At 50.3% G+C, this 12,645-nt stretch carries 8 protein-coding genes; 4 read left to right on the top strand and 4 right to left on the bottom strand.

Features of this window, described 5'->3' with window-relative positions; translation table 11 throughout:
• Nucleotides 1–132 precede the first annotated feature (132 nt).
• From DI392_RS08930 to DI392_RS08920, 3 genes are read right to left on the bottom strand one after another with little or no spacing between them, the layout of a single operon-like run.
• Nucleotides 133–1,410, bottom strand: a complete 1,278-nt coding sequence (locus tag DI392_RS08930; RefSeq protein ID WP_181388396.1) for a sigma-54-dependent transcriptional regulator — start codon at nt 1,408–1,410, stop codon at nt 133–135.
• A complete protein-coding gene (locus DI392_RS08925; protein WP_109319570.1) occupies nt 1,406–3,778 on the bottom strand; it encodes an ATP-binding protein in 2,373 nt (790 codons plus the stop codon). Before DI392_RS08925 ends, DI392_RS08930 begins: the two co-directional genes overlap by 5 nt.
• Nucleotides 3,775–5,067, bottom strand: coding sequence for an ABC transporter substrate-binding protein (locus DI392_RS08920; protein ID WP_109319569.1), 1,293 nt, complete (start codon nt 5,065–5,067; stop codon nt 3,775–3,777). The genes DI392_RS08925 and DI392_RS08920 overlap by 4 nt, the downstream gene beginning before the upstream one ends.
• A 288-nt stretch (nt 5,068–5,355) precedes the next feature.
• Between DI392_RS08920 and DI392_RS08915 the strand changes: the two genes are divergently transcribed.
• Both DI392_RS08915 and pyk read left to right on the top strand, forming a co-directional pair.
• Entirely contained in the window at nt 5,356–6,732 is a 1,377-nt protein-coding gene (locus DI392_RS08915) for an MFS transporter (RefSeq protein ID WP_109319568.1), read from the top strand.
• Between the two features lie 90 nt (nt 6,733–6,822).
• A complete protein-coding gene (gene pyk / locus DI392_RS08910; protein WP_109319567.1) occupies nt 6,823–8,280 on the top strand; it encodes a pyruvate kinase in 1,458 nt (485 codons plus the stop codon).
• Between the two features lie 226 nt (nt 8,281–8,506).
• Here pyk and DI392_RS08905 read toward each other — a convergent pair whose 3' ends face one another.
• Nucleotides 8,507–9,493 carry a carbohydrate porin gene (locus DI392_RS08905; RefSeq protein WP_109319762.1) on the bottom strand — a complete coding sequence of 329 codons (987 nt, stop codon included), beginning with the start codon at nt 9,491–9,493 and terminating at the stop codon, nt 8,507–8,509.
• Nucleotides 9,494–10,092: 599 nt separating this feature from the next.
• Between DI392_RS08905 and glyA the strand changes: the two genes are divergently transcribed.
• Complete coding sequence (gene glyA / locus DI392_RS08900; RefSeq protein WP_109319566.1) at nt 10,093–11,358, top strand: serine hydroxymethyltransferase; 1,266 nt, start codon at nt 10,093–10,095, stop codon at nt 11,356–11,358.
• Nucleotides 11,359–11,391: 33 nt separating this feature from the next.
• On the top strand, nt 11,392–12,645 hold the full coding sequence (locus tag DI392_RS08895) for a sarcosine oxidase subunit beta family protein (protein WP_109319565.1): 1,254 nt from the start codon (nt 11,392–11,394) through the stop codon (nt 12,643–12,645).

The following is a 12,645-nucleotide window of genomic DNA, read 5'->3' as shown; positions in this document are numbered from 1 at the left end:
ATAAACATAGGGTATAAACAGAAGGTTGGGTGTATCACAACGAAAAAACCCATCCTGAACATGCACAGGATGGGCGAAAAATGAAAAGGCAGTGAGCAGCGGTGGTTGAATGGCCGACAGGGGGAGATGCGCTCAGATTCTGTGCTTTTGCTCGCTTTTGTAATGGTCTTTATCGATGTTGTATTTTTTCATCCTTAAATACAGCTTCTTACGCGGTACCTGCAGGTAGGTCGCGGCATCAGACACATGACCGGAGTGCAGAAACAAGGCGTCTTCGATCACCCGTTTTTCGTAATCTTCCACCAGTTCATCCAGTGGTGAGCTGATTTCATCTTTCCGGTAGACGCTCTCCTTGCCGGTTAGCTTAATGATACCGATGGCGAACAGTTCGGCCACATTCCGGAGCTCACGTACGTTACCCGGCCACTGGTGGGCGCGCAGCAGTGACAGGTAGTTGGATTCTACGCTCGGCAGCGGTTTCCCCAGCTTGATGCAGCTCTGCTTTAGGAAATGGTGGAAAATAGCGGCAATATCATCCGGTCGCGCTCTTAACGGTGGCATCTCGACCACACCCTGATTGAGCAGATAGTAAAGCTCCGGAATGATATTCTGGCTGTTGAGCAGCATCTCCGGTAAATCGGTAAAAATACTGATGATACGGGGGCGGTGATGAGTGTCCCTTTCCTGCTCCAGCAGGCTCTGGGTCAGATAGCGTTGCACTGGTTCAGTCAGGTGATGTAAATCATCAATAATCAGTGTTCCGCCCTGAGTCTGTCTCAACTGATCTTCCAGCATGTCCACGGAAACCGTACTGTTGCCGGTTAAGTACTGCAGCGGGCGATCTTCCGTTTCGGGTGCGCTGGCTGAGTGGAGCAGTTCTGCCACGATATGCCGTCCGGTGCCTGATTCTCCATGGATCACCACATGAGTATTCAACAGGGCATACTGGGCGATATGTTCGCGGATCCGTTTCAGTTGAGCCGACTTGCCGATCAGTACGTGACTGATTTCACTGGCAACACTCTGTTTCTGTTCAACAAAGGTTTTCCGTATCCGGATGTGCTTGTTCAGCATCGGCAGGAGTTTGGCCGGATCAATGGGTTTTTCGATAAACTCGCTGGCCCCTTGTTTGACCGCTTCCACTGCCATCGGGATATCCCCGTGCCCGGTGACGACGATGATTGGAATATGCTCATCGACGGCTTTGATCGCCTTTAGCAGCTCCATACCATGCATTTGTGGCATATACATATCCAGCACCACCACACCAGCCCAGTCGCTGGTGATATAGCTGAGCGCCTGAGTCGGATCGCTGATCGATCTGGCATGCAGCCTGGACAGGTTCATTAGGTGCTGATAAGCGTCCAGTACATCCTGATCGTCATCAACCAACAGGACAGAATAATTAATGTGGCTCATAAGGCAGTTCCAATACGACTAATGCGCCCCCGCTCAGGTTCGAGGCGAGGTAGATGTTTCCTGAATAACGCTCCATCAGCGAGCGGCAGATACTCAGTCCCAGTCCTAGTCCGATTTCTTTCGAGGTAGTAAAGGGGGTAAAAAGCTGGTGGATAATATGTTCATCAAAGCCGTCACCGGAGTCAGACACGGTGAAAGTGACTCTGTTCTCGGTATAGTTTAGCAGCTCAATAGTGACTCGTTTATCGTCTGTCCGGTCTTTCTCTTGCAGAGCGTCGCAGCTGTTCACCAGCAGGTTGATCAGTACCTGCTCCAGAGAAACGGCATTCGCAGACAGCCAGATCGGCGTGTAAATATAGCTCTGCAGCTGGATCTGCTCGCGCCGGGCGCGAGTGTTGACGATCGTCATGGCGTTCTCAATCACAGCGGTGAGTTCGACGGCTTCCGGTTGTGCCCGGGCATCGGTTTTTCTGGCGAAGTTTTTCAGGCTGTTGATGATCTTACCCATTCGGATCATTAGATTATCAATGTGATCGAGCGATTCCCGGGTTTTGCTCGGGTCCTGTTCGCACAATAGCCGGGCACTATATATGTAGCTCGACATAGCATTTAATGGCTGGTTCAGTTCGTGCGCCAGACTGGTCATGGTCTGGCCGACCACCGCCATTTTAGCCGCCTGGATCAGTTCGTTCTGGGTCGCCTGCAAGTGGGCTTCTGCCCGCTCCCGCTCACTGATCTCTTCCTCAAGGTGTTGGTTTTTCTGCACCAGATCGGCGGTCTTCTGCTGGACTCTGAACTCCAGCAGCCGGTTAGCCAGCTCCTGCTGAGTGATATCAGTGATGGTAACAATGACCTTGTTATGCAGGCCCTGAGTAAACAGACGAAAATCGCAGTGCAGGTAACAGGGCTCACTGCCGGTTTCTATCGACAGGGTGGCTTCGGCCCGGCGCAGACTCAGCAGCTCGGAGTCGGCGGCAAAAAGCGCTTTAATATGATCCTGGCTCTTGGTGGGGAAGCAGTGCCAGATAAGCCGGGCAATAGTCATATCGTCGAGTCCCAGCCGGTTCCGGGCACTGAGGTTGGCGGATTCCACGCCGCCGGAGAGATCACAGGTGATCAGGCTGGCGGTGGTGTTGTTGATCAGGTTGAGCGCATTGGTCCTTTGTACCTCGCGCACCTTATTGCCATATTCGATCAGTTTACCGCTGAGCCGGCCTATTTCATCGTTGCCGTCGATACGGATCGGCTGGCTGAGATCGTTCTTGATTATGGCGTCGATACTGCGGCTGAGGTTATTCAGCCGGCCGACAATGCGTTTATTGACAAAATAGTAGGTCAGAAATAGGCTGATAAGAATAGACAGAATAAAGCAGGCCAGTAACACCTGGTTACCGTACTGAGTTAGCCGGGTGGTCTGGTTTTTTATCTGCAGGAACTGGTTGTCGGCATCATCCACTAAGACGGCAATCTGCTGGTGAATGGTTTGAAGTTGTTCCTCTATCGACACCTGTTTGGTTTGAATCAGTTGATTATGCAGCAGAACATCCTGTGTCAGTTGCTGAAACTGCCCCTCTGGTGAGAGCAGGCTGGTCAGCTCTGCCAGCAACTGCCTATATGCAACGGCGGTGGGGTTGCTGAACAGGGGCTGGCTCAGTGTCGACAGGTTTTTCAGCCGGATCTGCACCACTTTCATACCATTGGTTAGCTGACTAATGGTCTGTGAGGCCATGACACTGAGTGTCAGTTCATAAAGGGTAGATTCGAGATCCAGTATTGCCTGAATATCATTCAGCCGAGAGAGAGCCTCCTCAACCTGCTGCGAGTCCGGAGCCCGCTCTGTCTGCCAGTGGTACTCCTGTCTCAGCGGGATCAGCTCTGAGCGGATATCCTGATGCAGCCAGTCCAGCTGTTCGACCACTAGATCACGCTGACGCTTCAGGTCGATGCGTTTAAAGACATCCTGTGAGTAGTATGAAACTTGTTGAGATAGCAACTGATAGGCATCCGTCAGGCGGGCGATGTCGCCTTCAGACGATGAGCTATCCGGGGTCTTGTCTGGCACTGCTTTACTTATCTGTGCCAGCTGTTCGTCCAGTTTCCTGCTCTGCTCTTCCAGTTCGACTTTGCTGGTGATGGTTCTCAGCCGCTGTACTTTACGGCGAATATCACTGCTGCGGCTTTCAAGCTGATAACTGGCATTGTATTTGGGTACGCTGGTATCGAGCAGACGGGCAACCTGATTGTCCAGTTGATGCCATGTGCCTCCGGCGACGATGGTCACGATGGCCAGTAACAGGGTGCTGCAACTGAATGCCAGTACCAGTTTGGCACCGATTGTCTGGTGATGTTTTAACTTCATCGCTGACCTGCCTGTCTGATTGCCCGTAGTTCTGCGGCTACCTTGGCTCCTTGTTCAGTGAGCTTTCGGTTTAATTCGTGGTCGAACTCGGTCAGCATCAGCCGGATCATCGCCTGGTCGACGTCGGAGCTGTTATCTAGGTGGTTCAGTTTGTTACCCAGTTCGGTTATCTGCGCTTCGGTTACCGGCAGGGAAAACATCTGTTGTTTTAACTTATCCAGTTTTCGTAATGTATCAACATCACCTCTGGCCGATACTCTGCGGTTAATGAGTGACTGCCAGCTGTCTTGGAGCTCCGGCAGACGCCGGGTAATGGCGGTATCGAAGATATGATCCACCAGTTTCTCCCGCTGTAACACAGTGGCAAGCGATAACTTTGGCAGCCCTTTGCTCAGTAACAGGTCATCATCGAGCGCCATTTTGGCAAAACTGATGGTATCTATTTTATTCTGTACGCTCGGGGACAGCAGCAGACGAATAAAGGCCTGGGCGTAGGGGGTATGACCGTCGCTGAGCTGGGCCACATAGGTTGGCATGGCGGTAAAGTCGTTGTCGTAGCGGAATTTGATGTGCCCCATTTTTCGCTGCAGCAGGAACGCGTAACTGTCGATAGTAGGGCCGATACCGAGTTGCCCTTTGGCAACGTAGTCACTTACCCCAAAACTGCGTGAAGACACCGTTGCCAGATTGGCCCCGACATTCATAATGATCCGCCAGCCGTCTTCCCAGCCGTACCGCGCTAAGAGGCTCTCCAGCATCAGTCGTGTGGTCCCCGAACGGGACGGCGTACTCATTGTCAGGTGCCCTAAGTACTGGCTGTCAGTCAGTGAGGAGAACGACGTGGGCAGCGGGAGATTGTGAGCGTGTAAATAGTCGCTGTTCCAGATGATCCCTGCACCGGAATAGCCGACGGTCACCACCTGATCGGCCGGTGGTAACACGAACCCCTGCAGGGCTTTAGGCAGCGTATATATCACAGGGTTTGCGGACAGACGATCTACATCTGATAAGTGCTGCATCAGTACCGGAGAGGAGCTCAGAACCACATCAATATCATGTATATAACGTTTATTCAGTAGCTGAATAATAGACTGGGTCCGGCGGTGAACCAGGCGTACGTTTACGTCAGGGTAGCGCTGGTTAAACTCTGAGACCAGTTCACTCATCGGTTCGCTGGAGAAGGTGGTCAGAATAACCAGCTCGTCGGAGTGAGCCTGAGTCACCACAGCATACAGTCCACAACAGGCAAGTAGCAGCCGCTGCCATGCTTTTTTCCGTATCGGGTTCATATAAATCTCCCTAAATGTGCGCTATCGCAAATATTCAGCATGTTGGTGTTATTACCTGTGTGGCGCTGTTGAGTCACTTATGACTCTGAACTGCTATTGATAAGCTCTATATTATCAACTTACTGGGGCCGTAAAAGGCCAGAATAGTCAGTTTTGACGCATGAAAATAAATGGTTTGAGTCAAAACTACCCCAAAAGAGGTGTTTTGCTATAAATCACCTAAATTCGCATGATGCTCCCGACCAAGATGTATCACTTGTTATTTTAGACAAACGAATGGAGAGCAGAATGCTTAATTTCTTTAAAACACGGCCCGACTTACCACTGTCGGACACAAATAAGGCAGCGATGCAATCGCGCTTTAAGCTGTATCAATGGCAGGTTTTCCTCGGCCTGATGACGGGTTACGCTGTATTTTACGTTGTACGTATGAGCCTTGGTGTGGTGAAAAAACCAATGCTTGACGCTGGTATCGTATCACTGGAAGAACTGGGTCTGATGGGCTCGGCGTTCTTCTTTACTTACGCTATCGGTAAGTTCTCTAACGGTTTCTTGTCCGACTATGCCAACATTGGCCGCTTTATGTCGTTCGCACTTTTCTTGTCAGGTTTAACGGCTCTGGCTATGGGCATGAATACCGCCGGTCTGTTCTTCGTTATCCTATGGGGTCTGAACGGTTGGTTCCAGTCTGTGGGGTCTGCACCTTCTTGTGTGTCTATCTTCCAGTGGTTTTCGCCAAAACAGCGTGGTAGCCGTTACTCTATCTGGGGTGCCTCAAGAAGTATCGGTGAAGGTATTACCTGGATCCTGACTGCAACACTGGTTAGCTATCTGGGTTGGCGTGCAGGCTTTATCGGTGCGGGTATTGCCGGACTGGCTGCTGCTATCACCATGTTCTTCGTGCTGAAAGACCGTCCGCAAACTTATGGCCTGCCTGATGCTGCGACTGCATTTGATGAAGAGCCGGAAGTAAAGAAAGTGGCTGATCCGAAAGAGACTCGTCGCGCTCAGTTCTTTGTGATTAAACAGCCTGTGGTATGGCTGATCGCTCTGTCTTGTGCGGCTATGTACACCTCGCGTTACGCCATGTCTTCATGGGCGGTACTGTACCTGCAGGAAGTGAAAGGTTACTCGCTGATTGACGCTGGTTTTGCCATGTCGGCTTACCCGATTGCCGGTCTGTTTGGTGCTGTTCTGTCGGGTATCGTTTCGGACAAGATTTTTGGCTCGAACCGTCATATTCCGACCCTGATGTATGGTCTGGCCAACATAGCTGGTATGTGCCTGATGTTCTTCGGCCCTGATAACCGCGTTGTTGATGCTGTGGCGCTTGGCATGGTTGGTTTTGCTATCGGTGGTCTGGTGGTATTCCTGGCGGGTCTGACGGCTTGTGACCTGATGCCGAAAAACGCCGTAGGTGCGGTAAAAGGCTTTATCGGTCTGTTCTCTTACATGGCGGCTTCGGCACAGGAAGTTATCTCAAGTAATCTGATTGCCATCACTACCATTGATGGCGTGGAAACATACGACTTTACTCAGGCTCAGTACTTCTGGCTGGGTGCGAGCGTAGTTTCGCTGCTTCTTGCCTTGACAGTATGGAATGCCAAGAAAGTGGTGGATATTGATGAAGGTACAACAAAGCAGGTACCTCAGGAAGCTAAATAAGCATAACCGCTGATTACGATTGAGCTACCGGCTTTGGGCCTGTAGCTCTCTTCCTTTCTTTTTACCTTTACAGGTCAAACAGGAACTCTTATGTGTAAAACCAAAATAGTGGCGACGCTAGGACCGGCGACGGCCAGCGAAGAGACGCTGACACAACTTATTCAGTCTGGTGTGAATGTGGTTCGCCTGAATTTTTCACACGGTACGGCAGATGAGCATATCGCCCGGGCGCATTTGGTTCGGGATATCGCCACGCGCCTTAATCGTCAGGTCGGTGTTCTGGTTGATTTACAAGGGCCAAAAATTCGTACTTCATGCTTTGAAAACCAGTTTGTCAATTTAACCGCTGGTGATGAGTTTTATCTCGACAGTCGGATGGATGAATTTGCGGGAAACCAGCAGCGTGTTGGGCTGGACTACCCAGAGTTAATTGCCGACCTAGTACCGGGTAACCAGCTACTGCTGGATGACGGCCGGATTAAGCTGGAAGTGCAGGATGTCTGTGCTGATGAAGGATGGGCTAAAACCCGAGTGGTCAGCGGCGGTAAACTATCCAACCGTAAAGGGATTAACCTGCTGGGCGGCGGTTTATCCGCACCGTCACTGACGGATAAAGATAAGCAGGACATCAAGACGGCAGCAGAGCTTCAGGCTGACTTCTTAGCGGTGTCTTTCCCGAGAAATGCCGACGATATTGAGTATGCACGTGAGCTGGCTGTCGCTGCTGGCTGCGATGCCCATATTATTGCCAAAGTAGAACGCGCCGAAGTGGTGGAAAACCAAAATGTGATGGACGAGGTGATCAAAGCTTCCGATATCATTATGGTGGCTCGCGGCGATTTGGGGGTTGAAGTTGGTGATGCTCGTCTGCCTGCCGTGCAGAAACAGCTGATCAACCGCGCCAGATACTATGGCAAGCCAGTCATTACCGCGACTCAGATGCTCGAATCGATGATCGATAACCCGACACCAACCCGTGCCGAAGTGCTGGATATTGCCAATGCTGTGATCGACGGTACGGATGCGGTGATGTTGTCAGCGGAGTCTGCGGCGGGGAAATTCCCGGTAGAGTCGGTGCAGGCCATGGTACGCATTGCCCGTGGTGCGGAAGAAAGCCTGGATGAGCGACTGGATAACTGGGAACAGCTACACCATTTATGTACTACCCCCGGAAAAAGCTTTGCCCTTTCTTCGGTGATGTCAGCTTCTCGCTCACATCAGACGCTTGGGGTGGCTATCCTGACGGAACAGGGTGAAACACCACGCCTGATGTCGCGATGCCAGACCCGCGCGGTTATCTGGGCGCTGAGCAACAAGCCACGTCTGCTGGCTAAGCTGACGCTGTTAAGAGGTGTAGAGCCGATCTATTTTGCCGAAGCCGGTGGTTGTTCTGATAAAACCGATGGGGTACTCGGTCTGCTGACGCAACGAGCTGCTCAGTATGCTATTTCCTCTATTCTGCTGACCCAGATTGATTCCGTTGATGGTTCAGGCAAGCGCAATATCTGTCAACTGGTCGACATTCCCTGTGATGCTATCGCAGCATAGCAGGATATAAAGATTAAACGATACCTCCATATACGTTAACAGCTGTAATACCCTCGTCCTGTGCTCCACATAGGATTTTGATCTGCGCAACTGCGCAGATCTTTTTTTATTCTGACTTGTGCCTCTTTTCCAAGAGCTTTGGGGCTCCTTGGGATAGTGACAACGAAAAAACCCATCCTGAACATGCACAGGATGGGCGAAAAATGAAAAGGCAGTGAGCAGCGGTTTAGAAGATGTATTTAACTCGTAGACGAGCACCGTTGTCTTTGTTGTCAGCTTCTTTGGTTTCAGAGCTGTATGCACCTAGGTACAGAGCCAGATCTTCCACATCCATTACGTTAGCGAATTTGTAAGATGCATAAACAGTGTTTACTTCATCATTTGATGAATCTGTACCATCGTTTTCTGCGTGAACATAGCCGATAAACGCATTGCCAAACTGGGCGTTGGCACCGTACGTCATATCGTCTTTATCATCAGTATCAAACTCACGAGCGGCGTAGCTCACATTGACGCTTACGCTGTCAGCTGCATAGTTCAGAGTTGCGCCGTAGCCAGTGAAATCGTTCGCAGCATCATTATCATCAGAAGTTGCATTCAGTTCTGCACCAGCAGACAGTTTCAGTGAATCAGTCAGTGACAGAGCCACTACAGGACGTAGGAACACAGCGTTATCATCTGCAGCACCTGCTGGCATGAAGTTAGCACTTACTTCGAAGTACACTTTGTCCATGGTTTTAGCCAGGTTAATCTGACCGTTAGCACTACGGCCACGAGCATAGCTAGTGGTGTATACATCAACGCCAGCAGCGTGGTTCAGGTAAGTATCCTGACCTGCAGGGAACAGGTTATAGGCTTCAAAACGACCCAGTTTCAGTTCCCAGTCTTGCTTAGCGCCCATTGCGATCCATGCATCATCGGCAGAAACGTCACCGCTCATGTTCAGCAGGATTTGAGCATTCGCGCTGATATAGTTATCTGCACCCACATCACGCATACCGGATACACCTACCAGCAGGCGGCCATTTTGATCGTAGTTAGTTTTGTCTGTTGTTGCTGTTTCAGTGTTGCGAACATCGTTGTTAAATTCAACGTCGCCGCTGATGGCGAAAGTGCCCATTTCATTGCTGACAGTAGTGCCGGCTTGTGCGCCTAGTGCCATAGAAGTTAGTAGAGTAAGAGTAGATAGTTTTAAGATACCACTTGCTTTCATTATTTTTTGCTCCATAAGAGTTATATGTTTTTTCCTGTTGAGAGACACGTCTGTGCGCTGTCTTCTCTCAGACATTACATTCATTGACTGAATGCAGTTCATGTCAACGATGGGATAAAAGAATATATTTATGGAGCGAATTAAACTTTCGGTTGGATCACCTTTTGGGAATGTCCCGAATTTCATCACGTGGACTTTGAAACCAATCAAAAGTTCCATTCGTTTTGTGAATATGATCGCGAAAAAAAAGAGATATCGATCATGTTTTGTATGAATTTAATGGATTATTTGCGGTGTTTTTTAGTTTATTCTGAATTTTATTATTTTAATTGATTTTATTTTATGGGAACGATCTCGATTTTTATGAGGAGGAAATCAGGCTCAGATCTTCCTAAATCTACCCTGTTGTCTTAAACCTGTACATTGAGCTTATTTATGTTCTGACTGCTTTATCCACACCATTTCCTCATTTAATGCCATGTCGCAAATCGACTCCCGCTAGACGCTACTAAGCATATTGGTCAGCTTCGCTATCTATAACATCTAGTTTCATCAAGGAAGAAAGGCCCTGTAGGACAAGGTCAGCAAGGAGAGAAGCGATGTTTACAAAAAATGATTCGATTGCAGGTTTCGATGATGTTATCTGGGCGGCGATGCAACTCGAAGCGAAGCGTCAGGAAGAGCACATTGAACTGATTGCATCAGAAAACTATACCAGCCCGAGAGTAATGGAAGCTCAGGGCTCAGTCTTAACGAATAAGTACGCTGAAGGTTATCCGGAGAAGCGTTATTACGGAGGCTGTGAGTACGTCGATCAGGTTGAAAAGCTGGCCATTGAACGCGCATGTCGTCTTTTTTACGCAGATTACGCGAATGTGCAGCCTCACTCAGGTTCGCAGGCCAATGCCGCTGTATATGCGGCGTTATGTGAGCCGGGAGACACCATTTTAGGCATGAGCCTGGATCATGGCGGGCACTTAACGCACGGCGCGAAAGTCAGCTTTTCCGGCAAGTTGTACCACTCAGTCCAGTATGGACTTAACCCAGAAACAGAAGAAGTCGACTACGAACAGATTGAGCGTCTGGCACTTGAACATCGTCCTAAAGTGATCGTAGCCGGCTTCTCTGCCTATTCCCGAAAAATGGACTGGTCACGTTTTCGCGAAATTGCGGATCGCGTCGATGCTTACCTGTTTGTTGATATGGCACACGTCGCGGGATTAGTGGCGGCAGGGCTTTACCCTAACCCGGTTCCATGGGCGGACGTGGTGACTACCACTACCCATAAAACGCTGCGCGGACCTCGTGGCGGACTGATCCTGGCTCAGCAGAATCCAGAGCTAGAGAAGAAACTGAATTCGGCAGTATTCCCCGGCGGACAGGGTGGCCCACTGATGCACACCATTGCCGCAAAAGCGATTGCCTTTCAGGAAGCACTACAACCTTCATTCAAGGAATATCAGGAGCAGGTATTGATTAACGCCCAGGTGATGGCAGAAGTACTTAGCAGCCGGGGCTATGACATTGTGTCCGAAGGGACAGACAACCACCTGTTTTTGCTGAGCCTGGTGAAGCAGGGACTGACGGGTAAAGCGGCCGATGCAGCACTGGGTAAGGCGAATATTACCGTGAACAAAAATGCCGTACCGAATGATCCTCAGTCACCTTTTGTGACCTCAGGACTGCGTATCGGATCACCGGTCGTCACGACCCGTGGCTTTAAGGAAGCAGAGTGTACCCTTCTTGCCGGGTGGATCGCCGATATCTTAGATGTTCTCGACGATCAGGAAAAGCTGGCAGAGAAAACAGAAGAAGTAAAATCGCAGGTTCTTGCCCTATGTGCTGAGTTTCCAGTGTATAGCTAAACCTTGATAAGGAAAGTCCGGGAGCAAAATATTATGGAGCGTTATTCAGGATTCGGTCTGTTAAAACATAGCCTCGAATATCACGAAAACTGGCAAAAAGTTTGGCGCAATCCAAAGCCAAAGAAAAAGTACGATGTGATCATTATTGGCGGTGGCGGTCATGGTCTGGCGACCGCCTACTACCTGGCTAAAGTACATGGCATCACCAATGTTGCTGTGATTGAAAAAGGGTACCTTGGTGGTGGTAACACCGCACGAAATACCACCATCGTGCGTTCAAACTATCTATGGGATGAGGCGGCTCATCTGTATGAGCACTCGATGAAACTGTGGGAAGGTCTGTCGCAGGATCTGAACTACAACGTGATGTTCTCGCAACGTGGCTGCCTTAACTTAGGCCACACCCTGCAGGATATGCGGGATATCGAACGGAGGGTGAATGCAAACCGTTTGAACGGGATTGATGGCGAAGTGCTGGATGCCCAGCAGGTGAAGGAAATTGTTCCTCATATGGATTGCTCGGCCAATCGCCGTTATCCGGTACTTGGCGCTTCATGGCAGCCTCGGGCTGGTGTAGCCAGGCACGATGCGGTGGCATGGGGCTTTGCCCGCGGAGCAGACAGCTACGGTGTCGATTTGATCCAGCAGGCGGAAGTGGTCGGCATGGAGATAGAGGACGGTGCGATTGTTGGGGTGAAAACCGATAAATACGGTGTCATCAAGGCCGACCGAGTGGGGTGTGTCACGGCGGGGCACTCAGGTGTTATGGCTAAAATGGCCGGTTTTGAACTGCCACTGGAATCTCATCCGCTTCAGGCTCTGGTATCCGAACCGATTAAACCGATCCTGGACACGGTGGTCATGTCGAATCACGTACACGGTTATGTGAGTCAGTCTGACAAAGGGGATTTGGTCATTGGTGCCGGCATTGATGGTTACAACGGATACGGTCAGCGAGGCTCTTACGCCACTATCGAACATACGCTTCAGGCTATCGTGGAGCTGTTCCCGATATTCAGTCGGGTAAGAATGAACCGTCAGTGGGGCGGCATTGTCGATACGACCCGTGATACCAGCCCGATCATTTCCGCCACACCGGTGGAGAATTTATTCTTCAACTGTGGATGGGGAACCGGTGGGTTTAAAGCAACCCCGGGGTCAGGACATGTGTTTGCTGAGACACTGGCACATGGAGAAGCGAGTGCGTTAGCTAAACCATTCTCGATGTTTCGTTTTCATGATGGTGCTCTGGTTGATGAACATGGTGCCGCAGGCGTTGCCCACTAA

It is taken from the genome of Vibrio albus (assembly GCF_003144035.1).
GTDB classification, from domain to species: Bacteria; Pseudomonadota; Gammaproteobacteria; order Enterobacterales; family Vibrionaceae; genus Vibrio; species Vibrio albus.
This window is presented reverse-complemented; position numbering and strand designations above follow the sequence as displayed.